This is a genomic window from Runella sp. R0.1_18, from assembly GCF_057652155.1.
Genome location: NZ_JBYFCK010000003.1, coordinates 41758 through 67426, shown reverse-complemented (window position 1 = coordinate 67426; position 25669 = coordinate 41758). Strand labels below are relative to the sequence as shown.

The 25669-nt window shown below is 42.9% G+C and carries 33 protein-coding genes and 1 tRNA gene; 9 read left to right on the top strand and 25 right to left on the bottom strand.

Features of this window, described 5'->3' with window-relative positions; genetic code table 11:
• Positions 1-13: 13 nt before the first annotated feature.
• Positions 14-529, bottom strand: coding sequence for an N-acetyltransferase family protein (locus AC23P2_RS05775; protein WP_487772304.1), 516 nt, complete (start codon positions 527-529; stop codon positions 14-16).
• Between the two features lie 17 nt (positions 530-546).
• Positions 547-1443 carry a LysR family transcriptional regulator gene (locus AC23P2_RS05770; RefSeq protein WP_487772303.1) on the bottom strand — a complete coding sequence of 299 codons (897 nt, stop codon included), beginning with the start codon at positions 1441-1443 and terminating at the stop codon, positions 547-549.
• A 124-nt stretch (positions 1444-1567) separates the two neighbouring features.
• Here AC23P2_RS05770 and AC23P2_RS05765 point away from each other — a divergent pair, with 124 nt between their 5' ends.
• From AC23P2_RS05765 to AC23P2_RS05755, 3 genes are all read left to right on the top strand, one after another.
• Positions 1568-2056, top strand: coding sequence for a GNAT family N-acetyltransferase (locus AC23P2_RS05765; RefSeq protein ID WP_487772302.1), 489 nt, complete (start codon positions 1568-1570; stop codon positions 2054-2056).
• The gene (locus AC23P2_RS05760; protein ID WP_487772301.1) at positions 2056-2592 is read left to right on the top strand and encodes an N-acetyltransferase family protein; all 537 of its coding nucleotides are present in this window, start codon (positions 2056-2058) and stop codon (positions 2590-2592) included. Before AC23P2_RS05765 ends, AC23P2_RS05760 begins: the two co-directional genes overlap by 1 nt.
• Positions 2593-2678: 86 nt before the next feature.
• The gene (locus AC23P2_RS05755; protein WP_487772300.1) at positions 2679-2879 is read left to right on the top strand and encodes a cold-shock protein; all 201 of its coding nucleotides are present in this window, start codon (positions 2679-2681) and stop codon (positions 2877-2879) included.
• 6 nt (positions 2880-2885) lie between these two features.
• Here the strand turns inward: AC23P2_RS05755 and AC23P2_RS05750 are convergent, their stop codons facing one another.
• The 8 genes from AC23P2_RS05750 to AC23P2_RS05715 form a co-directional block, all read right to left on the bottom strand.
• Entirely contained in the window at positions 2886-4082 is a 1197-nt protein-coding gene (locus AC23P2_RS05750) for a multiheme c-type cytochrome (protein ID WP_487772299.1), read from the bottom strand.
• A complete protein-coding gene (locus AC23P2_RS05745; RefSeq protein ID WP_487772298.1) occupies positions 4082-5185 on the bottom strand; it encodes a vWA domain-containing protein in 1104 nt (367 codons plus the stop codon). Before AC23P2_RS05745 ends, AC23P2_RS05750 begins: the two co-directional genes overlap by 1 nt.
• Positions 5186-5311: 126 nt before the next feature.
• The gene (locus tag AC23P2_RS05740; RefSeq protein ID WP_472490225.1) at positions 5312-5740 is read right to left on the bottom strand and encodes a BrxA/BrxB family bacilliredoxin; all 429 of its coding nucleotides are present in this window, start codon (positions 5738-5740) and stop codon (positions 5312-5314) included.
• Positions 5741-5803: 63 nt separating this feature from the next.
• A complete protein-coding gene (locus AC23P2_RS05735; protein WP_183976814.1) occupies positions 5804-6115 on the bottom strand; it encodes an SUF system Fe-S cluster assembly protein in 312 nt (103 codons plus the stop codon).
• 12 nt (positions 6116-6127) lie between these two features.
• Positions 6128-6550 (bottom strand): SufE family protein, encoded by a 423-nt coding sequence (locus tag AC23P2_RS05730; RefSeq protein ID WP_028524472.1) that lies wholly within the window; start codon positions 6548-6550, stop codon positions 6128-6130.
• A 50-nt stretch (positions 6551-6600) separates the two neighbouring features.
• On the bottom strand, positions 6601-6876 hold the full coding sequence (locus tag AC23P2_RS05725; protein WP_487772297.1) for a type II toxin-antitoxin system RelE/ParE family toxin: 276 nt from the start codon (positions 6874-6876) through the stop codon (positions 6601-6603).
• Positions 6858-7025: a hypothetical protein gene (locus tag AC23P2_RS05720; protein WP_487772296.1), complete on the bottom strand. Its 168-nt coding sequence runs from the start codon at positions 7023-7025 to the stop codon at positions 6858-6860. The genes AC23P2_RS05725 and AC23P2_RS05720 overlap by 19 nt, the downstream gene beginning before the upstream one ends.
• Positions 7026-7053: 28 nt before the next feature.
• Positions 7054-8271 carry a SufS family cysteine desulfurase gene (locus AC23P2_RS05715; protein WP_487772295.1) on the bottom strand — a complete coding sequence of 406 codons (1218 nt, stop codon included), beginning with the start codon at positions 8269-8271 and terminating at the stop codon, positions 7054-7056.
• A gap of 246 nt (positions 8272-8517) precedes the next feature.
• Here AC23P2_RS05715 and AC23P2_RS05710 point away from each other — a divergent pair, with 246 nt between their 5' ends.
• Positions 8518-8835: a YtxH domain-containing protein gene (locus AC23P2_RS05710; RefSeq protein ID WP_028524475.1), complete on the top strand. Its 318-nt coding sequence runs from the start codon at positions 8518-8520 to the stop codon at positions 8833-8835.
• Positions 8836-8897: 62 nt separating this feature from the next.
• Here AC23P2_RS05710 and rplI read toward each other — a convergent pair whose 3' ends face one another.
• The 8 genes from rplI to AC23P2_RS05670 all read right to left on the bottom strand — a co-directional run bounded on the left by rplI (position 8898) and on the right by AC23P2_RS05670 (position 14361).
• Positions 8898-9341, bottom strand: coding sequence for a 50S ribosomal protein L9 (gene rplI, locus AC23P2_RS05705; protein WP_183976820.1), 444 nt, complete (start codon positions 9339-9341; stop codon positions 8898-8900).
• A gap of 22 nt (positions 9342-9363) precedes the next feature.
• Positions 9364-9615 (bottom strand): 30S ribosomal protein S18, encoded by a 252-nt coding sequence (rpsR, locus tag AC23P2_RS05700; RefSeq protein ID WP_487772294.1) that lies wholly within the window; start codon positions 9613-9615, stop codon positions 9364-9366.
• A gap of 13 nt (positions 9616-9628) precedes the next feature.
• Positions 9629-9988: a 30S ribosomal protein S6 gene (gene rpsF, locus AC23P2_RS05695; protein WP_487772293.1), complete on the bottom strand. Its 360-nt coding sequence runs from the start codon at positions 9986-9988 to the stop codon at positions 9629-9631.
• A 102-nt stretch (positions 9989-10090) separates the two neighbouring features.
• Positions 10091-10984 carry a DUF1684 domain-containing protein gene (locus AC23P2_RS05690; protein WP_487772292.1) on the bottom strand — a complete coding sequence of 298 codons (894 nt, stop codon included), beginning with the start codon at positions 10982-10984 and terminating at the stop codon, positions 10091-10093.
• Positions 10985-10987: 3 nt separating this feature from the next.
• Complete coding sequence (locus tag AC23P2_RS05685) at positions 10988-11392, bottom strand: hypothetical protein (RefSeq protein ID WP_028524481.1); 405 nt, start codon at positions 11390-11392, stop codon at positions 10988-10990.
• 49 nt (positions 11393-11441) lie between these two features.
• A complete protein-coding gene (locus AC23P2_RS05680; RefSeq protein ID WP_028524482.1) occupies positions 11442-12653 on the bottom strand; it encodes an alanine dehydrogenase in 1212 nt (403 codons plus the stop codon).
• Between the two features lie 30 nt (positions 12654-12683).
• Positions 12684-13115 carry a tRNA (adenosine(37)-N6)-threonylcarbamoyltransferase complex ATPase subunit type 1 TsaE gene (gene tsaE / locus AC23P2_RS05675; RefSeq protein WP_487772291.1) on the bottom strand — a complete coding sequence of 144 codons (432 nt, stop codon included), beginning with the start codon at positions 13113-13115 and terminating at the stop codon, positions 12684-12686.
• A 1-nt stretch (position 13116) separates the two neighbouring features.
• The gene (locus AC23P2_RS05670) at positions 13117-14361 is read right to left on the bottom strand and encodes a hypothetical protein (protein ID WP_487772290.1); all 1245 of its coding nucleotides are present in this window, start codon (positions 14359-14361) and stop codon (positions 13117-13119) included.
• 146 nt (positions 14362-14507) lie between these two features.
• Between AC23P2_RS05670 and AC23P2_RS05665 the strand changes: the two genes are divergently transcribed.
• Positions 14508-15557 carry an oxidoreductase gene (locus AC23P2_RS05665; RefSeq protein WP_487772289.1) on the top strand — a complete coding sequence of 350 codons (1050 nt, stop codon included), beginning with the start codon at positions 14508-14510 and terminating at the stop codon, positions 15555-15557.
• 72 nt (positions 15558-15629) lie between these two features.
• On the opposite strand, the gene AC23P2_RS05660 is transcribed toward AC23P2_RS05665, so the two are convergent.
• Together AC23P2_RS05660 and AC23P2_RS05655 are read right to left on the bottom strand one after the other, a co-directional pair.
• Entirely contained in the window at positions 15630-16886 is a 1257-nt protein-coding gene (locus AC23P2_RS05660) for a lactate 2-monooxygenase (RefSeq protein ID WP_487772288.1), read from the bottom strand.
• A 4-nt stretch (positions 16887-16890) separates the two neighbouring features.
• Positions 16891-17355: an Mpo1 family 2-hydroxy fatty acid dioxygenase gene (locus AC23P2_RS05655; protein ID WP_472490218.1), complete on the bottom strand. Its 465-nt coding sequence runs from the start codon at positions 17353-17355 to the stop codon at positions 16891-16893.
• Positions 17356-17570: 215 nt separating this feature from the next.
• Here AC23P2_RS05655 and AC23P2_RS05650 point away from each other — a divergent pair, with 215 nt between their 5' ends.
• On the top strand, positions 17571-18368 hold the full coding sequence (locus AC23P2_RS05650) for a DUF3050 domain-containing protein (RefSeq protein ID WP_487772287.1): 798 nt from the start codon (positions 17571-17573) through the stop codon (positions 18366-18368).
• Here the strand turns inward: AC23P2_RS05650 and AC23P2_RS05645 are convergent.
• The 3 genes from AC23P2_RS05645 to AC23P2_RS05635 form a co-directional block, all read right to left on the bottom strand.
• Positions 18358-18567: a hypothetical protein gene (locus tag AC23P2_RS05645; RefSeq protein ID WP_487772286.1), complete on the bottom strand. Its 210-nt coding sequence runs from the start codon at positions 18565-18567 to the stop codon at positions 18358-18360. The two genes, AC23P2_RS05650 and AC23P2_RS05645, sit on opposite strands and share 11 nt — an antisense overlap.
• A 27-nt stretch (positions 18568-18594) precedes the next feature.
• The gene (locus tag AC23P2_RS05640; protein WP_472490215.1) at positions 18595-18849 is read right to left on the bottom strand and encodes a hypothetical protein; all 255 of its coding nucleotides are present in this window, start codon (positions 18847-18849) and stop codon (positions 18595-18597) included.
• A gap of 153 nt (positions 18850-19002) precedes the next feature.
• Positions 19003-19665, bottom strand: a complete 663-nt coding sequence (locus AC23P2_RS05635; RefSeq protein WP_487772285.1) for a phosphoribosylanthranilate isomerase — start codon at positions 19663-19665, stop codon at positions 19003-19005.
• 183 nt (positions 19666-19848) lie between these two features.
• On the opposite strand from AC23P2_RS05635, the gene AC23P2_RS05630 reads away from it, so the two are divergent.
• Entirely contained in the window at positions 19849-22656 is a 2808-nt protein-coding gene (locus tag AC23P2_RS05630; protein WP_487772284.1) for a 3-coathanger stack domain-containing protein, read from the top strand.
• Positions 22657-22813: 157 nt separating this feature from the next.
• Here AC23P2_RS05630 and AC23P2_RS05625 read toward each other — a convergent pair.
• Positions 22814-22887, bottom strand: a tRNA-Met gene (locus AC23P2_RS05625).
• A gap of 156 nt (positions 22888-23043) precedes the next feature.
• Between AC23P2_RS05625 and AC23P2_RS05620 the strand changes: the two genes are divergently transcribed.
• Together AC23P2_RS05620 and AC23P2_RS05615 are read left to right on the top strand one after the other, a co-directional pair.
• Positions 23044-23436 carry an START-like domain-containing protein gene (locus AC23P2_RS05620; protein WP_028524527.1) on the top strand — a complete coding sequence of 131 codons (393 nt, stop codon included), beginning with the start codon at positions 23044-23046 and terminating at the stop codon, positions 23434-23436.
• A gap of 31 nt (positions 23437-23467) precedes the next feature.
• A complete protein-coding gene (locus AC23P2_RS05615; protein ID WP_487772283.1) occupies positions 23468-24967 on the top strand; it encodes an LptF/LptG family permease in 1500 nt (499 codons plus the stop codon).
• Here AC23P2_RS05615 and AC23P2_RS05610 read toward each other — a convergent pair.
• Complete coding sequence (locus AC23P2_RS05610) at positions 24935-25585, bottom strand: YdcF family protein (RefSeq protein ID WP_487772282.1); 651 nt, start codon at positions 25583-25585, stop codon at positions 24935-24937. The two genes, AC23P2_RS05615 and AC23P2_RS05610, sit on opposite strands and share 33 nt — an antisense overlap.
• Positions 25586-25669 lie beyond the last annotated feature (84 nt).

Genomic DNA, 25669 nt, shown 5'->3' with positions numbered 1-25669 from the left:
GGGGCGAGTTTGTTTAAGAACGTTGAAAATTAGGATTTAACCAACCCATCGGCACATCCGCCACAATGCTTCCGTCGGGGTCGAGTACTCTCCCCTCTGCCCGACCTTCAACTTTAAATCCTATTTTTTTATACAGTTCAATGGCCGTTGGGTTGCTCTCACGGGCATGAAGCTCTACTCGTAGTATGTCTTTTCTTTCCGTTTGAACGTATTCTAACAAAGCCGTAAACAATCTCTTTCCCACGCCTTTCCCTTGGTAATCAGGGTGTACACAAATGGTTGTGTCTCCAAATAAGTGCGTAAAACACTCAATTCCCAATGAATAGGTATGGACTTCGGCCACAATCTCACCCGCTTCTTCGGCCACCATCGAACAACCATTGGTTAGGCTTTTACTCAGAAAATTATAAATATAGCTTTCTAAAATCTCGTGTTCTTTGCGGGCAATCCCTCCCGAACGCCGCGCAACGGTTTTGTACAATTGCTGGATTTTGTTCAAATCTTCCAGCGTTGATTTTCTAATCTGCATTATGATGAATAACTTGGTTAAAACTGGTCAAACGATAAATGCCCCACGGCTTCGTGCGCAATTTCGCGAATGTGTGGCAGTACGGGATTGGTATCTTCGGAGCGCCAAATTAAATACAATTGGGTAAGGTTTGGCAATTTGATAAAGCGCACTCCCAACGCCGACGAACCCTGACGATACGAAATAGGAAGCACCGACAAACCAAGTTTTTTTTCTACCAACCGCAAAATCGTAGCTCCATAATTGGAGTGATAGACTACTTTTGGCCGAAAACCACCTTGTTCAAACACATTATTCAGCAACTTTCCGTAGTTGACATCCATTTCGATCTTGGGCAAAATAAAGCCTGCTTCCAAACACTGCTCAATGCCCGTAAAAGTATGTTCATTGAGCCAATAATCGGTTGGAACGACCAAGGCAAAATGTTCTTCAAACAACAACTGAGTCGTAAAATGCGCATCCGTAGAAATCTCACGGGTAAAGCCCACGTCGATTTCGTGGCTCGATAAAGCCGCAATAAGCTCTACCTCAGCGATTTCTGTAAGTTGTACTTTCACATCGGGAAACCGTTGGTACATCATCGACAACACTTCAGGAAGAATAGAATAAAGTGCCGAACCAGGGTGTCCCATTCGTATCGTGCCAATCGAACCGCCATGAATTCGTTGGGTTTGCTCAATGATATTCCTCAACTGAAGCTGCATTCGACTGATTTCATCCCGAAAATAGCTTCCCGCAGGCGTCAATTTTACGTTACGCTTGTCGCGCTCAAACAAAACAACCCCCAACTCCTCTTCCAATTGCTGAATATGGCGGCTGAGTGCAGGCTGAACGATAAATAGTTTTTCGGCCGCTCTGGAAAAATGCAGCTCCTCTGCCACTCCCAAAAAATAATTCAGTTGACGGAAATCCATTTTATAAAAAGCAAACACTTATACGTTTTCAGCATAAATCTATCAAAAAATAACATTTTTAATTATTAAACTCACTTATTTAATTTGCAGTATTACTTTAAAACTCACCACCACCTATACTGCCATGATACAAATTTTGGAGTACCAATCCATCTATGAAGAGCCCATTATCGACTTAATTTTAGACATTCAACAGATTGAATTTAAAGTCCCCATCACCCTCGAAGACCAACCCGATTTGTTGATTATCCCTGAGTTTTATTGCAAAAATGCGGGCAATTTTTGGGTAGCTACCACCATTGATGGCACTTTGGTAGGAACAATTGCCCTTATCGACATTGGTAACAACATGGGAGCTATCCGCAAAATGTTTGTCCACCAAGACTATCGCGGAAAGGCGTTTGGAGTGGCTTCTCGCCTACTTTCGACACTGTTGAAACATTGCGAATTACACAACATTGACCGCGTCTATTTGGGCACTAACCCCCGCCTACAAGCAGCAATGCGTTTTTATGAAAAAAATGGTTTTGCACAAGTCCCCGTAGAAGGCCTACCTACCGAATTTCCTCGCATGGCGGTAGATAGTATTTTTTACCAAAAAAACCTCAACTAATGGATATTCAAACTCAATTTACGCTGCCAATAGTGAAACCAGCCACCTTGCAGGACGCCCAAGCCCTGCGAGACCTGTGTGAGCAAACGTTTATAGATACCTACGCGGTTTATAACACACCAGAAAATATGGCGCTGCACATTGCTACAAAATTTACGCTTGAACAAATTCAAACTGAACTTTCGGACACCTCCGTTCAATACTTACTTCTGAAAAAAGCAGGACAACTCATTGGCTTTACCAAATTGATTAAAAACCATGCCCCGAAAGAACTTTCGTCTGAAAACGCCATTGAAATAGAACGATTTTACGTGGACAAAGCCTTTCACGGACAAAACTTTGGGAAGCATTTAATGCAATCGAGCCTTGATTGGTGCACAAAATCGGGATTTGAGACCGTTTGGTTAGGTGTTTGGGAAGAAAACGCCCGTGCGCTACGGTTTTACACCAAAATGGGATTTGAGAAAATAGGCGAGCACGTTTTTGTACTTGGCACAGAAGTGCAGAATGACTATATAATGGCCTTCAAATTATGAATTAAAAATCAAGCTAACCACTCTCAATACCCACAACTTAGTGTATCTTGCTTTCCAAACATTTACTCAACAAAATTCGCAACACAATGGAAGTAGGAACTGTCAAATGGTTTAATGATGCAAAAGGCTTCGGCTTTATTCAACGAGAACATGGAACTGACGTTTTTGTCCATCACTCAAGTATCATTGCGGAGGGATTTAAGACCCTAGCAGAAGGTGATAGAGTTCGATTTGATGTAGTGGACGGTCCAAAAGGCCTCGTAGCCAAAAACGTAATGAGAATATAAGCAAGCCTATTTGATCACCAACTTTTCTTCCTTCTCAAACACCGTTATCGACAACGGATAGCTGCTATCTAGTTTGTTGTACGTAGCCGATTCTTGATTGAGGCGGTGTTTGGTCACTTTGGTGCGGAGCGTCAACGATTGAGAACTTTTCAATGTCTGTTTCAACACAAAAGAGCGTTCTTCACCAGGATTTAGGTTGTTGTCTGAAAGTTTTTTAGCAGCAGGCCACCACTCCCATTTTTCTCCAATTCGGTCGGATTTTGAAGCAATAACTTTGTTTTCAGCGTTTACGAGTTCCAACAAAATCGAGTAGTAACGTTCGGGGTCACCCGTTGGAAGGCGATGCCCTGCAAGTTCATTTTTCAACGTCAATCGGTAGTCAAGCTCCTCGCCGACCTTGTAAGTAGTAGCCAACTTTGAAGTCGTAAACGATAGCCCATTCAATCCCTTGGTTTTAGCACCTTTCTCTTTGGGTATGCCCGACCCTGCAAAGTAGTGTAAATGGCTTAGGCGTTTACCATAGCCTGTTACAATTTCTCTTTCTACGGGCTCCATGTGACAACTAATACACGTTTTTTTGCCGTAAAAAGGGCCTTTTTTCCATTCATCGCCTGTCTCAAAGGTACAAACGAGCGTTGGCGTTACGACAGCACTGGCATTGTGGCACGAAATACAGAGTTTTTCTGATAAAAATTCGGGGTCTTTTTTTGTTGCGTGCGGGGCTTTGGCCGTACCTGTTGTACCAATCACGACGTTATCGCGCACGTGGCAACTCGCGCAATTGATTCCCTCCTGCTGAAGCTCAGGGTCAAAGTGGGGATTTTTCTGTTTTACAGGCTGATAAATATCCCCATCGAGCAGCCCCGAAACAACGTATTCTTGCTGATTTTGAAGCGGAATGTGGCAGTTAATGCACAAATATGGACTAGATTCTTTCTTTAACTCCGCCTGAAACTGTTTGTCCGTCCACGCGTGAGAATGCGTCGAGTACTGCCATTCTTCGTAATGTGCCTGATGGCAAGCTCCGCACTGTTTGGCGCTCAAAGAAGCCAATCCTTTGGGAATTTGCTGATGTGGCACTGCCTTTTCCCACGTTTTGGTCAGCGGTTTTACTTCTTTTTCAGTGGCTTTCAGATAGACTTGATACGCCACTATGCCCATAAAAACGACAAGAGAAAGGTAAAAGAGTTTTTTTGAGGACACTATTTTAAATTTTTACGACGGTTACGTTGGAAATCTTCAAGCACAAACCCGCCTAAGCCCTTGAGGTTGCTGTAATACGCACGGCCGTTGTTGACCCGCGTAAATTCCTGCACAAATTGCTTCAAATAAGTATCAGAGGCAATCATGAACGTAGTAATGGGAATGTCCAAACGACGGCATTGCGCAGCCAAAGTAAGCGTTTTGCTGACAATCTTGCGATCGAGGCCAAAGCTATTTTTATAATACTTTAACCCTTCCTTCAAACAAGTCGGCTTTCCGTCGGTAATCATAAATATTTGCTTATTCTTAGTCTTACGACGGCGCAACAAATCCATCGCCAATTCAAGTCCAGCCACGGTATTGGTATGATAAGGCCCTACTTCCAAATACGGCAAATCTTTGATTTGAATTTGCCACGCGTCGTTTCCAAAAACAATAATATCGAGCATGTCTTTGGGATACTTGGTTTTTATAAGTTCGGCCATGGCCAATGCCACTTTCTTGGCTGGCGTAATACGGTCTTCCCCGTACAAAATCATGGAGTGGCTAATGTCAATCATCAAGACCGTTGCCGTACTGGTTTTTTGCTCTTTATCAACGACCTCTAAGTCGTTTTCTAACAAATAGAAATCTTCGGCTCCGTGGTTGATTTGAGCATTTTTGATGGACTCCGTCATCGAAATTTGTTCCAACGAATCCCCAAATTGAAAATTGCGAACATCGCTACTCAGTTCATCTCCCACACCCGTATAAGGTGTACGGTGATTACCACCCGACTTAGAACGTTTGAGCTTTCCAAATATCTCTTCAAGGGCACTTTTACGAATACTCCGCTCGCTTTTGGGCGTCATCATTACTTGCCCTTCCTCATTTTCTTCGGTGATGTAGCCTTTGCGCTTCAAATCGTCGAAAAAATCACCAATTCCATATTGGTCATCTGTCAGTTTGTATTGACGGTCCAATTGATTCATCCACGACATCGCCTGCGACACATCGCCCGAAGTCATCAAAAGCAATTGTTGAAAGATGTTCAACAACTCGTCAAATTTGTTTTTACCTGATTGCTCAGACGGTTTAAATTCAGAAAAGCGATGACCTATCATGTTTAAAAAGGTTAATAAGTGGCTAACAAATAATTGAAGATAGAAGTTTAGAACTGACCACTACAAACTCCATAAAAAAATCCTCTCGCTACAAAAAGGAGAGGATTTTTTAGGAGATTTTATAAATTATGCTTTTTCGCCGCAGAACTCTTCAAACGCCGTAATGAGGTGTTCGCCAATCATTTGGGCATTGCGTCCTTCGATGTGGTGGCGCTCAATAAAGTGAACCAATTCATCGTCTTTGAAAATCGCAATGGCAGGCGATGATGGAGGATATGGCAAGCAGTACTCACGCATTTTGGCCGTTGCTTCTTGGTCAGCACCCGCAAACACGGTTACCAAGTTATCAGGTTTTACGTCGCTGTAGTGCAACGCTCCCAACACGCCTGGACGGGCTGCACCTGCAGCACAACCACACACAGAGTTTACAACGACCAATGTCGTTCCTTTGGCATTGGCCATAAATTGATCCACTGCATCAGCCGTTTCAAGGCTAGTAAAACCGTTATCGGTCAATTGAGCCCGCATAGGAGCTACTAAATGTGGAGGATACATAATCTGTTTACAGTTTTTAAGTTGACAGTTTTTGGTTGTTTTTTTCCCCTTTCTGCAAGGAGATTACATAAATCCGAGCTCAAGTCTAGCCTCGTCGCTCATCATATCTTGCGAATACGGCGGATCCCAAGTCAGCTCAACACTCACATCGTTGATTCCCTCAATTTCGCGAATTTTTTGTTCTACCTCAACAGGGATGGTACCTGCTGAAGGGCACGATGGCGACGTGAGGGTCATTTCGACATAAACATTGTTGACAGGGAATATTTTTAGGTCATAAATCAAGCCAAGCTCCCACACGTCCACGGGGATTTCGGGGTCATATACTTGCTTGATGGCTTTGACTACTTCTTCTTTAAGTTCTGCTTCAGACATAATACGTAAGTGTTAAGCAATAAGTTGTTTTTGGGCAAAGTCTTTCATACGTACAATCATTGAAGCCAAACCACCTGCTCGGCGTGAAGTGATGATGGTACTCATGCCAATTTTTTCAATGAAGTACAAATCAGCGTTGGCTACATCCTCTGGTTTTTCGCCCGAAAGGATTTTAATCAGCAAACTCACCAATCCTTTACTAATTTGGGCTGTAGGTTCGCTATCGGCTTCAAAATACACCCGGTCGCCACGCATTTCGGTATGTAACCACACCCGCGACTGGCAACCTTTGATGAGGTTATCATCGGTTTTATATTCCTCCGCAATCGGAGACAGCTTTTTTCCCAAGTCAATGATATACTGGGTTTTTTCCAATTGGTCATCGAAGAGGTCAAAATCTTCGATAAGAGCGTCCTGTTTTTCGTTAATTGTCATTTATTTTTTTGTAACAGCGTTGTCAAATGCAAATCAAAACCTAAGCTTTTTTATTTACGTCCTGAATGCCTGATAGCTAAAACTAAAATCTCATCATCTGAGGTTACATAAATTACTGCGTACTTACCAACCAAAATCTCTCTTAGTGGTTTTATTTGCATTATTGGGCTCATTTTTCCCAAGTAGGGAAACTTCTCTAATAACTCTAGTTGATGAAAAAAGGCATCTACCCAATCTTTTGCATAAGCTTCAGAATAATCAGAAAGCTCGAAAAAAATTGACTCTAAATCTTCTCTTGCTTCTTGAGTTAAGCGCGCTTTTGCCATGAATCAACCATTTGCTTCATTTCGTCCAAAGAATAGGTTTCTCCTTTCTTCCCTTGTTCAAGAGAACGTTCTATTTTTTTTAGAAAAATGATGTTCTCAATGATATCATCTGCTGTTGCATCTTCTGGCAGCGCTTGAATTGATTCCAATATTTGTGTCTTAGTAATCATATTCTGTTTAACTCAACATTTTTTTAACTCTCTCTAACCCCACCACTAATTTATCAATTTCTTCTTTTGTGTTATAAACGGCAAAAGAAGCGCGGGAAGTTCCGACAAGTCCAAGACGTTTCATCAACGGCTGCGTGCAGTGGTGTCCCGTCCGAACGGCAATGCCTTGTTGGTCCAAAATAACGCCAATATCTTGCGGGTGAATACCCTCCATCACAAACGACAATACACTTACTTTTTCCTTGGCTGTACCAACAATTCGCAAGCCTTCAATGCTTTGCAAAGCGTCTGTTCCATATACCAAAAGTTCATGCTCATAATCAGCAATAGCGTGTTTTCCAAGTGCTTCTACGTACTCAACGGCCATTTTTGTCGCCACTACATCGGCAATGTTAGGCGTTCCTGCTTCAAATTTGTAAGGCAAATCGTTGTACGTCGTTTTTTCAAACGTTACTTCTTTTATCATTTCTCCACCACCACGATAAGGCGGCATGGCATTCAAGAGGTCTGTTTTTCCGTACAACACACCCATTCCAGTGGGGCCGTACAATTTATGCAACGAAAACACGTAGAAATCGCAATCCAACGCCTGAACGTCAATATCAATGTGTGACGTAGCTTGTGCACCATCAATCAGCACTTTCGCTCCTACTTCGTGCGCTTTTTTAATAATTTGAGCCACGGGATTGATGGTTCCCAACGCGTTTGAAACGTGAACAACCGACACCAATTTAGTACGCTCAGAAAGCATTTTTTCAAACTCATCCATCAGCAACTCACCTGCGTCATTGATGGGAATGACCCGAAGCACGCAGCCTTTTTCTTCACAAAGCATCTGCCAAGGCACAATGTTGGAGTGGTGCTCAAGGGTACTTATGATAATTTCATCCCCTTCATTTAGAAACGTACGGCCATACGATTGGGCAACGAGGTTGATTCCGTCGGTCGTTCCGTAGGTAAAAATGATTTCTTCAACGCGAGCTGCGTTGAGAAAGGCCTGGATTTTATGGCGCGAAGCCTCGAAAGCAGAAGTTGCTTTTTCGGCTAAAAAGTGAATACCACGGTGAATATTGGCGTTGTAGTGCCCGTAATAGTTGGCCAAAGCCTCAAGTACGGGTAACGGCTTTTGAGTAGTAGCGGCATTATCAAAGTAAACTAATGACTTACCGTGGACTACTTCGTTGAGAATGGGAAAGTCCTGGCGTATTTTTTGAATATCTAACATAAACACAGATAAGTGAGGTCCAAGTCAAAAAACAACCTACAATTGCGTATTCAGCTTAATTTATTGCTAATAGTTTCTGACTTTTAGTTAAGACAACAAAATAAAACAGAATTCAGTTTGGACTTTATCTAAATAAACTCAAGTTATCCACTGAAAGGCAAGTTTATCCATTCCTGTAGAAAGTCATTGTATTAAGTTTGGGGATTCTTTACCTTTCTGTCATCAACTTTAAAACTACCTATAGTCATGGTCAATGCAAAACACTTAGCAACGTTCATTTTAGGCGCCGCCGCTGGCGTAGCTTTACACAAGTACCTACAAACCGAAGAGGGGGAAAAGACATTTGAGGATTTAAAAGCGAAGGCAAACGACCTCAAAGGCGAAGCCGAACAAGCACTTGATAAAATGCCTGAGTATTTTGAACAACTCAAAACGGAAGGTTCCGAGGCTTTGAAGAAATATACGCCCGAGGCAGAACGTCTTTTGCAAGAGCTGCTAGACAGCATAAAAGGCAAAACGCCTACCGCCGAAGCCGTTCCCAACGACCCACCTTCACAAGGATAGGCAAAAAAGCAAAAGGCGCGTTTGAAACGCGCCTTTTGTATATCCACATCTGCTGAGACGGCTTATTCTTCGCCTGCTACGCTGATGCTTACAGTGTGTTTCACTTCTTTGTGAAGGTCAAGTTGTGCTTTGTAAGTACCTACAACTTTCACGTCTTCGATAGTGATTTTCTTACGGTCAACATCAAAACCTTTTGCTTTAAGTGCATCAGAGATTTGGATGCTAGTAACACGACCGAAGATTTTTCCGCTTTCACCCACTTTCGCAGCGATGTTAAGCGTAATATCTCCAATAGCAGCCGCCAAGTCTTCGGCATCTTTCTTGAGTTTTTCTGCTTTGTGGGCAGCTTGCTTCAAGTTTTCAGCTAATTGTTTTTTATTTGAATCGGTCGCCATTACCGCAAATCCTTGCGGAATGAGATAGTTACGACCATAGCCAGGTTTAACGTCAACGACGTCATTCTTATAACCAAGCCCAGCAATATCAGTTCTTAAAATAACTTGCATCGTCAGTTTCTCCTTCCGTTTTTTACTTTAATTGGTCAGCTACATACGGTAATAAAGCCAAGTGACGCGCACGCTTGATAGCTTGCGCCACTTTGCGCTGATACTTCAAAGAAGTACCAGTAAGGCGGCGAGGTAAAATTCTACCTTGCTCATTTACCAATTTCAATAAGAAATTTGGGTCTTTGTAATCAATAAATTTGATACCCGCTTTCTTAAAACGGCAGTACTTTTTGCGATTTTGGTTACGCTCGATTGGTTCGTTTACAAGTGTCATGTCTTGGCCCTCCTTAGTTGTTTTCAGTTTGTTTTTTCCCAACTAATCCACTGCGCTTACGCTCAGCATAAGTTACGTGGTGCTTTTCCATAGCAACTGTCAAATAACGCATAACGCGCTCATCACGACGGAACTCAGTCTCAATCGTTTGGATAAGGCTAGGCTCCGACTTGAACTCAATCAAGTGATAAAAACCAGTGTTTTTGTTTTGAATTGGGTAGGCCAATTTCTTGAGCCCCCAACTCTCTTCGTGTACGAGTTCCGCGCCGTTATCGGTAAGGAGTTTGCGGAACTTATCAACGGTGTCCTTCATCTGTTGATCAGATAAAACGGGAGTCATAATGAACACCATCTCATACTGTTTTGTGAACATACTGAGAATTGTTAAATGTGTATAAAAATAAACTCATTGAAAATGAGCCCGCAAAGGTAGCGTTTTTTCAATGAGTTTCAAATATAGTGCCTAAAATTTCTCTCAGTGCATCTTGGCATCTTTCTCGCCTGCCTCTATTCGCACTTGAAGGTTATTTTCGGCGGGCGGCAACGGACAAGTCGCGTAAGGACTAAACGCACAGGGTGGATTGATAGACTTGTTAAAGTCCAGAACGACATTTCCTGCCTCGTCGGGCGCATCCGTATATAAAAAGCGCCCTGCGCCGTAGGTTTCGTGGGAAGTAGTTTTGTCCTTAAAAATAATAAACAATCGTCCACCTCCTGCGTCAGTGGCAGCGAGGCGGTAGGTTTTTCCGTTAAGTTGAAACACCGCATGACCTACCAATGATTGCTGGCTTACCAAGCCCAATACGTCAGTAATGGCAATGGTACGTGGGGTGGCTGGCTTCTCAAGCTTTGCCTTTATTTTCCACGATTCATTGACCACAAACCGCTCAACACCTTTAAAATGCGCCAAAGCGGGGTGTTCCAAATCTCGGAGTCGAATGCCGTATTTTGGTCCACGTTTGATGATAAACCACCGAAGAGCGCCTTGTTCCATGGTAGTCGTTTTTCCCTCCTCAAACACAAATTCGGGAGAAGTTTCTACCTCAATCAGTTTTACCTGAGCATCTGAATGCGCCTTGAAACTCACTTTACCATCGCGAAGTACTAGCGTCCCTACTTGTTTTGATGCTTTTTTGGGAAAAACGATGTCGTTTTTCTCGTCGCTTCCAAAGGTATTATCTCCTTCTTTCAACCAAAATAAACCTGCCAAGTTCAACCACCCTTCTTCACTTTTCAGCCCCTCCATACGTTTTTGGTGCCACTGATTTATTTCATTTTGGTAGGCTCCTTCCTCATTGTTGGAGATAAAACTTACCAATAAAACACTAAAACCTAGCGCTAAAAAGAGAAGTACAGCATTGGTTTTCATAGTTTAGTCTTCGGGGTATGGAATGAATATAAAGCCAGCAAAGTCGCCTTGAATGACAAATAAACAGCAGTACTCGTCGGGGTTCTTATAGTTTTCTTTGAACAATTCGATGGATTCAAGACCTACGAGATTTCGTTGAATAAATTCGTCTAACATAGAAGCGCGGTACGACCATTCATTTTCTAGCTCGGTTTTCCCAATCAGCAATACGCCAAGTTCTATCTCTTTTTGCACCGCCACAAAAATGGGGTGTGTGGAAAAGCCTCGCTTCCGAATTTGATAGGAAGCTTCTTTAAGTTGGTCTGAAACTTTGACAAAATCTTGTGATACTATCCCCAAAAGCTGTTTGTTCACTTCGGGTGAATTAGCATCATCCATTAATGTATTTTCGTTGCTGTGATTAATCATGTTTTTTGAATGTCGAAAGTAAAATTTCAGATTATTGAATAGAATCTGACTAGAGCCGTGCTGCCAATAACAAGCTAAGGTCTTTATGACGCATCGAAAACTTCTTTGCAATAAAAGGATTTGTCAATGTGCCACGGTGCGTATAAACCCCTTTACTAAACCAACGACGTGCGTACATCATTTCCTCAACACCTCCTAAAGAGCCCATTTTCAACAACATAGGCAAAAAAACATTACTCAACGTAACACTTGCCGTGTGTGCTACCCGCGATGCAATGTTGGGCACACAATAATGAATGACGTCGTAATGTCGGTAAATCGGGTCTTTGTGGGTCGTAATTCGCGAGGTTTCGATGCAGCCTCCTTGGTCGATGGACACGTCGATAATCACCGAATTGGGTTTCATTTTTGAAACCATTTCCTCCGTTACAACATAGATATTTTGACCGTCTTCGGGGCGCAAGGCACCAATAACGACATCGGCCCGCTGTACGGCTTCCGAAAGCGTATCTGACTCAATAATCGACGTATAAATGTGCTGGCCAATGGCGTATTTCAGCCGTTGAAGGCGGTAAATGTGTTGGTCAAAAATTTTGATTTCTGCCCCCAGCCCCAGCGCTGTACGGGCGGCGTATTCAGCCACAGTTCCCGCACCGATGATCACCACTTTGGTGGGTGGAACTCCCGTAATTCCGCCCAAAATTATCCCTCTCCCCTTGTTGGCACTACTCAAATACTCGGCGGCAATGAGCATGACCGTACTTCCTGCAATTTCGCTCAAAGAACGTATCACAGGCTGACCACCAGCGGGGTCTTCGATATACTCGTAGCCAAGTGCCGTTATATTTTTCTGATTGAGGTGTTCAAAATATGAACGGTCGCGGGTGGGAAGATTGAGCGCCGAAATAATGGTTTGGCCATTTTTCAGGATTCCAAACTCTTGCTCAACGAGGGGTTCAATTTTTAGGATTAAATCACTCGTAAAAACCTCTTGGGGCGAAAACACAATCTGCGCTCCTGCTTCGCTGTACTCATTATCGGGAAACTGCGCACCTTCTCCTGCTCCCTTTTCCACCACGACTCGGTGGCCATTCCGTACCAAAATCGCCACGGCTTCGGGGGTGAGTGCTATGCGATTTTCTTGCAGAGAAATTTCTTTTGGAAGCCCAATCAACAAGCTTTGTTGGCTTGTTTTGAGCGGGGCAAGCGCTTCTTGCGGATACAAAGCTGTTTGTTGCGCCAATTCGCCAAAACCCATCATGTCCAAATTAGTCGATTTACGTTTGTTGATTTATGCTTTTTTGAGAACCTCCAGTTTCCGAAACCCATCTGGCAGGCTCGAAATATGAATTTCTACGTAACTTTCTGGTAAAAGTTCTTCGATTCGGTCGGGCCATTCAATCAAACAAATATAGCCAGAATCGAGGTATTCTTCAACCCCAATATCATACGCCTCAGCCGTATTTTTTAGTCTATAACAATCAAAATGGTAAATCGTTTCCCCAACGGCGGTGATATATTCGTTCACAATCGAAAACGTCGGACTTTGAACATTATTCAGCACCCCCATCACCTTTCCTAACGCCTTCACAAACGTTGTTTTTCCCGCTCCCATAGCCCCATTCAATAGCCAAATGGTTTCGTTCCCACAAGCTTGTAGGACTTTAGCAGCCACTTGTTCTATGTCTTCTAACCCAAATCGTTCGATGCTCAACAATGTCATTTTACAGTACGCCTTGTTTTTTCAAATCTTTGGTCAATTGCTCCATCAACAGCCGATGCGCTTCAGGATTTGGGTGTCCATCGTACGTAAGTTGGTACTGTTTTGCTGGATAAGGAAATAACTTACGATAATCTAGCACTTTTATTCCCCGTTCCTTCAACAAGGCAAACATAGGTGAATCCTTTTTAAGCGCATCAGGGTACAAAATCACGTAAAACTTATCGTTTTTGAACTGCTTTTTGTACTCCCCTTCCGTTGCTTTGATCAAATTAGCCGTCAATTCGTAATCTTTTGGACGATATACAAAAGGAAAATCCATCGCAAAATGCTGACGAACTTTGCTTTTAAATAACATCATTCCAAAACGGTATTTTAGTGGGTGCGCAAACCGATATACCCCTTGCGTTTGCATGGTTTTTTCATCAATGTCGGGAAAATAACCATCATACATACCAATCCAGCCTACTGACGGAATCGCTCGGTTGACGTGGTCTTCGATGTAGGTATAAATCCCAATACCGTCTTTTTGAGCCACTTGCTGTACAACATTTTGGTGCTGCAAACGAGCCAACGCATGTCGCGGAGAATAGCCAAAGAAGCCATAATTATACGCCTGAACGTCAGCGTTGTCTTTTTGGAAATAATAAGGCATGGTTTCATTGTCCCGCACGGCATCTCCGTAGGTAAACGAACACCCAAAAAACAGCGCATATCTATTTCGTACAGTTTGTGCCGAATCAGCAAAGGGCGTAATCCGCCGCGAAAACGAATCGACCTTCATCGGAATCTGAATAAAAGGCTTTCCATCCAGCGTTTTGGCCCACACAAAAGTATGGTTTGGAATGGGCTTGCGTCCCAAAAATTCATCAAACGCATAGCTCGAATCATATGCAGGCCCAGCATACTGAGGCCCTGTTTGTGTGGTAGGTTGTTTTTGACCCGCATCATGAATCCATCCAACGGCCGTTTCCACACCCAAAATCACCAAAACAACTGATACGACCGAAAGTAGAATATTTTGTAAAAGAGGTGATGAGTTTCTGATGAGTAGTGACAATGCCACCAACGACACCGCCCAAGCAGCTACGCGAAAGCCAATCAGGCGCAAATCGTAGTCAAACCAAACGCCGTCGCCGTTTCCCACAAAAAACTCAACCCCAATAAGCACCACCAACAACAACGTCACTAGCGATATAAAAACGCCCAGTCGGGCAAGCAATGTCTTATTTTTTTCAAAAAATTGCATTCGTAAAAAGCTATTCAAAATGAGCCCACAAAGGTACAAATTAATCCTACGTCCGCAGTCCTGCTCACACGTATTTTATCCCCAACTTTACAGTAACTTTGTCGCAAAAAACGCTTCGATAAGAAAGAAAACGCATTTTTAGTCGCATGAACTCACCACTTGACCCCGTTGTAAATGTTGGATTAATTGGATTTGGCCTTTCGGGACGGTACTTCCACGCCCCTTTTTTAGCCACAAATCCGCATTTTAAACTTTCAAAAGTTGTTACCCGCAACACCACTTCGGTCCACGATTTTGACCCAACTATTGCCGTTGTTGGCAGCGCCGAAGCGCTTTTGGCCGATTCAGAAATCGATTTGGTATTTATTTGTACCCCCAACGACCTCCACTTCCCTTACGCAAAAGCGGCTTTGGAAGCTGGCAAACACGTTGTTATCGAAAAACCCTTTACCAACACAACTGCCGAAGCTGATATTTTAATTGCGTTGGCGGCGGAGAAAGGACTGACGATTACGGCTTATCAAAACCGCCGTTGGGACTCCGACTTTCTGACAATACAGGCGCTATTACGGGAAAACAAATTGGGTGATATCGTAGAGTACGAAGCTCATTTTGACCGTTTTCGCCCCGAAGTAGCCAAAGGTACCTGGAAAGAAGTGGCTTCGGCTGGCGCAGGTAATCTCTATAATTTAGGGCCTCATTTGATTGACCAAGCACTGGTACTTTTTGGTACTCCCAAAAGCGTGACGGCCACTATCAAAATCATTCGTCCCGACGGAGAGACCGACGATTATTTTGACATTCAAATGAACTATGAAGATAAACGCGTCATTTTAAAAGCCAGTCTGATGGTGTTCCAAAACGACCTTCGCTACATTATTCATGGCAATAAAGGCAGCTTTTTTAAGTCAGGGTTGGATGTTCAGGAAGAAACGCTTCGCAAAAATGCGCTACCTATTACTGAAGATTGGGGAAGCGAACCAGAAAAGCTTTGGGGAACACTTTATACCGAGGCAGGTGCTGAAATAATCCCGAGCCAAGCTGGGCATTATGCCCCTTTTTACGAAAATGTATATCAAGCCATTGTCAATAAAGTGCCCCTAGAGGTGACGCCTCAACAAGCTCGCAATACCACCCGTGTGATGGAACTAGCCCTTGAAAGTAGTCAGTCAGGGCGAACAGTCGCTTTTGAATAGCTTATTTCTGCCTTTGATTTTGGTACAGTTAGAAATCAGGGACAAAGTTTTTGACCCTGATTTCTAACCTGCTTATACCCTTAAAACAGACTCTCGCCCAATTTCTTTTATTGAACGGCAGCCCGCTAAAGCCATGGTAAGATCAAAATCGGCTAAATAATTCGACACAACTTCTTTTACCCCTGCACTTCCGCCCAATGTAAGCCCATATACATACGGACGCCCCAAGCACACTGCTGTTGCTCCCAATGCCAGCGCTTTGAATATATCTGCGCCGCCACGTACGCCGCTGTCGATAAGAATAGGCATACGCCCTTGCAGTGCCTCGGCAATCAGCGGCAGCACATCCATCGTCGCAACGGCACCATCAACTTGCCGACCACCGTGATTGGATACCACAATCCCATCAAGGCCATAATCTAAGGCTTTCAGTGCATCATCGGGATGAAGAATTCCTTTCAACAAAATAGGCAATTTTGTGCGTTTCCGTAAATAATCCAAGTTTTCCCACGTCAACGAGGGCCGTGTATAAATATCTATAAACTTTTTGACGGCTTTGCGGGGATAACCCGATGTTGCGTTTTGCCAAAAATTACCTGGATAATGGCTAATCGCGCTAAAAAGAGTACGAATGGCGTCAAAAGTGATGGTTGGTTTAGGCGCAGGGGTGGCATCTGGCTCGTCTAATAATTTTCTAAACACGAGGTCAGAAGTATATTGCGCAATACCAAGCCCGTGTATAAAAGGCAAATAAGCCAATTCTAAATCTTGGGTTCTCCATCCCAAAAGGGTCGTGTCGAGGGTAACAACAATTGCTTCGCAGCCTGATTTCTCAGCCCGCGCTACAAAACTCGCCACGAGCTCATCCGACTTACTCCAGTACAACTGAAACCAGTGTGGTTGCGAACCCATCGCCTCCGCGCATTGTTCCATCGGCACCGACGCTTGATTGGAAAAAATATAAGGAATTCCTAACGCTGCGGCTGCCTTAGCCACCCCCAAATCGGCCTCAGGATGAACCATTTCCAGTACGCCAATCGGCGAGAGTAAAAGTGGGTAAGGTAATTTTCGACCAAAGAGGTTTATACTGGTATCCCGCACCGACACATCGCGAAGCATTCGAGGCAGAACCCGCCATCGTTCAAAAGCTGCACGGTTTTGAGCCATGGTGCTACCGTGACCAGCTCCTCCCCCAATATACGCAGCCGCTTTGGGCGACATAGCACCAAGGGCTTTTTGTTCTAACAGGATATTATCGACAGGAATCGTAGAAACCAAACCCGATGCACCATCGAGGTATATCTTTTTTTGACGCTCGAATCCATTCATTTGCTCAGTAGGGAATGCCTATTTTTTTATAGATGAAGTGCATAAGCCACGCGGGGCCAATCATTAAAAATTGTAAATCTTTGAAAAACGAGGGCTTTTTACCCTCCACTTTATGCCCCCAAAACTGACCTATCCACGCAATAACAAAAATAGCAACCGATACTCTCCAAAGTGTAAAGCCTTGATTTTCTATCTGTTGCGCCAAGTACAAACAAAATCCTGAAAAGAACAAAAGCCCAATGGCGAGGGTTACCGACAGACGGAAATAGTAAATACTTACGAAAGCTAGAATCAAAATTGCAAGGTTTAGCTGGAGCGTTTCGGTAATGGCAAAAGGTAGTTTCACGCTGTACAATAAACCCACTATACTAAAAAATATGGCAGGAACACATATCCAATGTACGAGCTTGTTGGTAGGGTTTTGGTGGCTTTCTCCGTACTCATTCAGCCAAGAATCAATTGTTCTCATAAATCAAAAAAGGTTGGTTTTAGTCTTTTCAAATATATAACTTTTTTCTGAAAATTTTAGACATTTCCACCTATTTCAAGAAGCCAAGAATACCTTATTTTCATGTCTTTTTGTGTCATTCTTTGTTTTTATTATTCTTATTTTTTCAAAAATTCTAAAACCATCTTCCTGTAAAAAACGTAGTTAGAAAAGAATAAACCATTTTTCATGCACGTATGAATCCTTCTATTCAACAAATCAACTTACGAATTCAGCCACTACGCCAACAAATTATTAACCATCCAATTTATGCTGCTATCGACAGCATCGACGACCTAAAAATCTTCATGCAGTATCATGTCTATGCCGTTTGGGATTTTATGTCGCTCCTAAAATCGTTACAACAATCCCTGACTTGCACGACTGTCCCGTGGTATCCGAAAGGTTCGGCAGATACCCGTTTTCTAATCAATGAAATTGTGGTAGGAGAAGAATCTGATATAGACCTCGAAGGCAATCGAAAAAGCCACTTTGAACTCTATCTGGATGCCATGCAACAAGCCAAAGCAGACACCCAACCTGTTTTAGATTTTATCCAGCAGTTTCTGACTTCGGGGCAGCTTTCAAATGCGTTTGAGCTTGCAGGTACACCCGCCGCTGCCGCAAATTTTGTGACGCATACTTTTGATGTTATTAACAGCAAAAAAGACCACCTTCAAGCAGCAGTCTTTACGTTTGGTCGAGAAGATTTGATACCGAATATGTTTGTTTCGATGGTTAATGATTTAAACCAAACATCTCCCGACAATATCTCGATTTTTAAATATTACCTCGAACGTCACATTGAAGTAGATGGCGATCATCATAGTCATTTAGCGATTCAAATGACCGAAAATTTGTGTGGCACAAATGCCGCTTTTTGGCAAGAAGCCGAAGAAGCCGTGGTAGCCTCTTTAGAACAAAGACTCGCGCTTTGGGAAGGAGCCTACCACGACATTTTGGCTAAAAAAAGTGAGTTAGCAATCAATGTTTAGGGCAATCGCAGGCATTGCGTTTACGAAATAGCCCCCACATAAAGCCTTTACGCTGGCGGTTTCGTTTCTTCTTACGCAGCGTTTTCGCATCAGAAGCAGCTTCAATGGTCGTCATTTTGGCCGTCGAAGCTGTTTTTGCTTGGGCGGTTGGCAATTCAAGCATTAACCCAAAAAGCATCAATAAAAATATTTTTTTCATATCAAAAATTTAAAATCGGTCTTTTATTTACCAACGTCTGCGACTACCCCGATGGTATTGATAACGTCCACGACTTTCGTAACGATGTGGAGGACGGTATCGTGGTGGGGCTACGTAAACCCGAGGGCGATACGCAGGCGGCGGCGGCACTACCCGAACGTATGGGCGGGGTGCATAATAAGGGTCATAATACCGCGAACGGTATCCTCCTGAATAAAAACAGCTACTTAAAACGGTAGCAAGCACCAAGAAGGTGGCTAAAAGTGTGAATCGGGTTTTCATAGCTAATTAGATTAATTTGTTTCCACTAAATTAACGTTTTCCAACGAATTTTAATGTAAAGACAATTCAAAAAGTATTTACCCCTATTTCATGTAAGTAGTTAGCAGTCAGCTTTCAGCAGTTAGTACGGTACGCTTATAAGCCAAATGAAAACTATTTAGACGCAAAAACAGCCTCAAAAAAGCTGGCCAACTTTTGTTCATCTAATTGGCCGTTGGAACGAACACTACTGCACAAATCCAAACCAAAAGGTTCGACGGTTTCAATCGCTTCACGCACATTCTCTGCCCGAATCCCCCCTGCCAAAAACAAGGGAATAGAAATCTGCTCCCGAATTTTTCGACTTAGCGTCCAATTGTGTACCCGCCCAGTTCCTCCAAGTTCTTTTATTTGAAGGTTAGGATTGCCGCTGTCCAACAACAAAGCATCAACGTGTTGAGCAACTTCAATGGCCTCCTCGACAGTTCGTTCGTCAATCACGTGAATGACTTGAACGAGTTTGACCGCAGGCAATTGCGCCCGAATTTGTCGGTAAGTTCCTTCTGCCAAGGCATCAACAATCTGGATCGTCGTTGTATTCACTTTTTGGTGGTGTTCAATTATGGAAGCAGCCGACGTCTCACTCGTTAATAGGAAAGTGGAGATTGGGGGCGGCACTTGTTGAGCAATTTCGGCAATAAGGTCATCCGTAATCACACCAGGCCCGCTAGGCATTTTCCCTACCAATCCTAACGCAGACGCTCCATACGCGACCGCAAGACGCGCTTCGGCCACGCTACTGATACAACAAATTTTAACTCGTGGTATTTGTCTCATTGTGAATTTTAATTCAAAAGCGCTTCAAAGTTACACTACTAATGGACTCTTTTGTTACGTAAGCCTCATGTTTTATCTATGCTTATGACTTGCATCATACCATGGTCGTTTATTTTCACTTAGTTTAGAATATCTTACAAAACGTAGGATTGTATCACGCCGTTTCAAAAACATGCTGTACTTATGAGAAAGTATTGGGCTTTTAAGATAGTCGTTTCGTTTGTAATGCCGTTTACTTTTTACAATACACCTGTAATCATGGCTCAATACCCCCTGCTGAGTGATTCAGTAAGCCATGAATCTGTCATAATTCCCGCCCGAAGCTTTGCTACAGAACAGCCATTGTTGATTGATAAAACTTTCGGGACTGGAGTACCAACCCTACCACCTGCAAAAGTCAGAATAGGGTATGTCGTTCCCTCCAACCGCACACCTCAACCCCACTTTAAGGAAAATCTTCAATTCGCGATTGAAATGGCGCAAATGTGGTACCGTAACAACATGCTCCAAAATGGCTTCGGGCCAAAAACGTTTATTTATGAAACCGAAGAAGAATCTCCAAGGCCCAAAATTCACTTAGTCAATGTCCCAGAAACCGATGATTACTTGTGGGGAGGCAATGGGAATGTGCTTTTTGAACGAACAAAGGTCGCTGCCAAAAATGTAGGATTAACCGTAGATTTTGAGGGAGAGTTATGGATATTAATTCCCGAAACGCACGTACAAAATCCAGATGGCAGTTTTTATGGCGGTTTGGCTTTGGGAGGTGGAGGAGGAAGTGGGAAGAATTCGGGATTAATGCAGTTAGGAAGTACCGTTATACAGTTATTTAACCCTCAACGACTACTGGATAATACCCCTTATGCTGGCCAAACGGTGCCCGAATGGGGGCCTTATCCCTTGGTGCAAAGTACTTCTTTTATGTGGTTTGAAGGAGAAACCATCAGTTCGGTAGCCTCGTCCTATTTAGGGGCCTTGTGCCACGAGATGGGACATGCTTTCGGGCTCAATCACGATGCTCGCCACGACAATAATGCCTTTGGGGGATTAATGTATAACGGATTAAGGGGAATACGTGGGAGTTTTTTCCCAACACTTTACCCTAAAGATTACACCAGATTGGAATATGGTTCATCGGTTCAGCTGAATGAAAGCCATTACTTCAACCGAATCAAAACCGTAAATTCTGCCCCAAGCCTCACGATACTAACTTCCAATATCCTTTCGCCTGTTGATGGATTACTCAATATAAGTTTTAATGCGCAAGATGCTGACAGCATTTCTTATGCACAACTATTTGACTACCAAGGAAATACTATAGATGAATTGGTATTTGAAAAATCAATCTCGAATCCTACCTCGGTAATGGCCACGTTTAAAACCCCTTATTTTACGGCGGGACAAAACAATTCTTTTTATATTTCAGTCTGTGATCGGCAAGGAAATCGGAAGGTTTCATCTGCCTTTACCCTCAATGTAACTGGGGGAAATCAGGCGCCTAAACCCTTTTTAAAACTTCTGTACCCTACAACTGCAAACACAGAACAATTTACTCGATTTGACGCAACAACAACTACAGACCCCAACGGCGACTCCTTCACGGTTGAATTTGACGTCAACAATGACGGTATTTTTGATACACCTCCTCTAAACACTCACTATTTCGACTATAAAATCCCTCAGCAGGGTCCTTATCTTTCTCGTATTCGGGTAACTGATGCGCACGGCGCTTCGGCCATTTCAAGTCCGATTAGCGGAAATTATGGAAATACCTGCGGCGTAGATGCACCTACAATCAGCGGCATCTCTGAGGTTTGCCCAGGTTCGTCGGTCACATTAACTGCGTATGGTTGTTATGGTACCTACTTATGGACTACGGGTGAGACTAGCTCTTCCATTTTAGTCACCCCTACTGCTACCGCCAACTACTCCGTCACATGCACGTATGGCTGTAACAGTCTGACAAGTGCTCCTTTTACAGTGTCAATCATTACCGATACTGTTTCACTTACAGGTACAAACATATCAGGGATTGAGCGGACAGCTGGTACGCTTATTTCCACCCAAAATATACCTGATAAAACAAATAGATTATACTTAGCCGACAATAACGTTACGTTGTTGCCAGGCTTTCAGGCACAAAGAGGCAGTACATTTACAGCCCTCCTAAAAGGATGCAGTGAGCCAATAGCACACATTGACAACATTTATGCGGGAGGCGGGGTAGCTCAAACTATTTCGATTTTGAATAATGACCAAAATCCCGATGGTACAGCAGTAACGAATCTAACTCAAATTTCTTTACCTACCCTTGTTATTACACCTACCAAAGGTACAGTAACAGTCAATCCAAATGGCAGCCTCAATTACTTTTCCAATGAAAAAAGTGGAATCGATAGCTTTGTGTATTCCATTTGCAATCGGAGCAATCCCTCCTCTTGCTCAAAAGCGCAAGTAACAGTCAATCTACAACCCTACTTTTCTCCACTTTCCAATAGCAGCTTTGAAGACTCCGTAAGCTTTGTGGGTAGTACTTTCACCCTGCCTTGGTTAAAAGCAGGGTGGAACATTAACCAAGGCGTATTTTCATGGCTCAGAGGGCAAGGGAAAAATGGCTCAAATTGCATCAAAATATATACAGGCCCCGCCTATGGATTAGTGCAAAGCAATGATCTACAAGTGTATCAAACCATTAAGGTGATACCCTATACTAATTATATTTTAAAAGGTTGGATCAAAACTCAGGACATCACTACTCAAACCAATTTGAATGGAGTGGGAGCTAATCTGAGTGTCGTTACAAGCACGAGTAATCCTAGTTTCCCACCTCGTAGTAAAGATTTAAAAGGCACCAACGACTGGACATTGATACAGCTTCCTTTCAACTCGGGTGATGGATATGTGAAAATCACATGTCGTTTGGGTTTTACTTCAGGTGACTGTGAAGGAACCGCTTACTTTGATGATTTAACGTTAGAAATGTTAAAATAATTGAAAAAAATCGGCCCTGTTGCGCTCAATTGCAGCATTTAAATAAATTTATTCTGGGTAAAATTTGAACAAAGTGAAATAATACGATGCTGTAATTATGTCACAATAACAAAAAAAGCCGCTACGAATTTTCTTCGTAACGGCCTGACAATCAGTGTAGCGGGGAGCAGGATCGAACTGCCGACCTTAGGGTTATGAATCCTACGCTCTAACCATCTGAGCTACCCCGCCATCGTTTTGGTGGTGCAAAAGTAGAATAAATATTTTAAATACGCAAACACATTTTGAATAATTGTAAGAAGTTTCTATTTTGCCTCTTTGTTGGGGAAGGTAATTACCTAAGTAAAAGACTTTTCTTACCTTTAAGACCGAACGAAAGAAAATGCTATGCAAAAATTTAAATACTCAAACGAATACGAGCTCCGCGCCTCGCCTAAAATGTTGTTCCCGTACTTGAGTACAGCATCGGGACTTTCTGAATGGTTTTGTGAAAAAGTAAATGTAAAACCTAACCATAGCTTCGATTTTATCTGGGATAAAGAAAGCCACATTGCCGAACAAACCTCGCTTCGGCTCAATAAAAGTGCCAAATTTGAGTTCTTAAATACAAGCGATAATAACCGCGATAACAATTATATCGAATTTAAAGTAGAGGTAAGCGACCTGACAGGTTCAACCTATTTGCGCATTACCGACTACTCTACAAACACCGACAGCGAAGAACTAAAAGACCTTTGGGATGGTTTAATCGATAGTCTCAAAGAAATTGTAGGAAGCTAGGTATCTGTAGCCGAGGTTCAGTTAAAAGTGCATGAAAAAGATTGATAAGCTAGTTTTACGGTCATTTCTAGGGCCGTTTGCGTTGACGTTGTGCATTGTGGTCTTCATTTTTTTGATGCGCCTCATTTCCCAATACCTCAATGAACTCGTCGGCAAAGACATTGATTTGTTAAACTATGTTAAACTCATCGTCTTTTTTAGCCTCATAACCATCCCTATCGCGCTTCCTTTAGCAGTGCTCCTTTCTTCACTCATGACTTTCGGAAACTTGGGTGAGTTTTTTGAGCTAACAGCCATTAAAAGTGCGGGTATTTCTACTTGGCGTGCCATGCGCTCAGTCATGGTCATGGTGATTGCCATCACCCTTTTTTCATTTTGGTACAACAATAAGGTAGCACCTTGGGCCAATTTGAAAGGGTACAGTCTGCTCTATGATATTAAAACAGCCAAAGCTACGCTTAATATTAAAGAAGGTATTTTCTATAATGACCTTCCAGGACATAATATTAAGGTGGACAAAAAATTCCCCGCGCCCAACGAACGAAGCCTCAAAGGATTGGTCGTGTATCGTCACAACGTCAATGATTACAACGCAGGCAACCGTGAAGTGATTTTAGCCGATTCGGGCTTGATGTACACCATCAACGATAAAAGTTATTTGGTTTTTGAGCTTTTCAACGGCACCCAATACTCGGAGGCAGCCCAAACTGCCAACTCTTTTTCATCTCCCAATAGTGGAGGCCAATTTACCCGCTCGCATTTTGGGCACTACAAAATGGTTGTCAGTTTGGAATCGTTTGGCCTCAAACGTACCGACGAGAATCAATTTCAGTACCACGAGTACATGAAAGATGCCAAGGAACTTCGCAAAGTAGCCGATTCGCTCAAAAAAGAATACCGCAAAAGCAGAGATGGCCTCTTGCCTCAGTCAAAACAATATTTTAGCTACGCTTTCCGTGCTGAAACCATGGCTAAAAATACCACGCCTAAATTTGGCAAATGGGTTGACTCTCTGTTAAAGAAAAAAGCCATTGTACTTCCTGGGGAAAAAGAACAAGTGGTAGCGACCGCCCTAAGCCAAGCCCAAAACATCCGCTCTTATGCCGAAAGTAACAAAACCTACATCACCGAAAAAGGAAAAGCATGGTACCGCTATGACCTAGAAATGCACCACAAATACACCCAAGCGGTGTCGTGTTTCATCATGTTTTTGCTCGGTGCTCCACTTGGCGCTATTATCAAAAAAGGAGGCTTTGGTATTCCCGTTTTAGTGTCGGTTTTGTTGTTTATTTTATCCTACGTACTTACCCTTCAAGGCGACAAATGGGCCAAGGATGGCCTGGTTTGGGTACCTGTAGGGGCTTGGTTTTCAAACACCATTCTATTCTTTGTAGGTATGTACTTTGCCGACCGCGCCCTCAAAGATTCCCGTTTGTTTGATAAAGACATTTATATTATTTGGGTAGAACGGATAAAAAAGAAGTGGAGAAATCGTAAATCATCCGCTAATAAGGTGGCTGTTGAAGCCTAACGAAACCAGTTTCTCAAACGCCTCCCACACTTCTTTGGGAATTTCTTGTTCAATCTGAAACCCTTTTTCTGGGTAAACCTTGATGCGCTGAAGATCTCCTACCATGATATCAATCACTTCCTCCAACGTAATTTCGGCAGTGGGATATGCTTGCATCGAAAGTTGGGGTGAGGTAACAATCAACTCTTTTTCTGGCCAATGTTTTTTAAAAGTGGCAAAACTTCGCCGCTCCATATAGGGTTTTTGGACGACAATAAACCGCTTTGGGGCAAGGTTTTCTTTTTGTAGTAATTGCTGGGTAAATAAAATATTCTCTCCCGTGTTGGTTGACTTATTTTCAATCAAAATCGCTTCCTTAGGAACACCCATTTCGAGGGCAATTTTTGCAAATTTATCGGCTTCAGGCTCCGACCACATTTCTTGGGTAAGTCTCCCAAGACCACCTGACATGATAAGCAAAGGTGCCCAACCTTGCAAATACAACTCCGCTCCCCGCTCGGCCACGCGCAAATCGTGACTTCCTAATACCAAAATACAGTCTGATTTTTGTAGATTCTGATTAACATGGTGATAGTTCCAAAGTTGCTGAGCAAGTGCTAGGGTCGTTTCTGAAATCATTTTTTCTTTATATTTCGATTAATTGATTGATACTTTTTGCAACCATATAAGAAAGATTCGTACTGCTTCTTACTTTATTTAGCC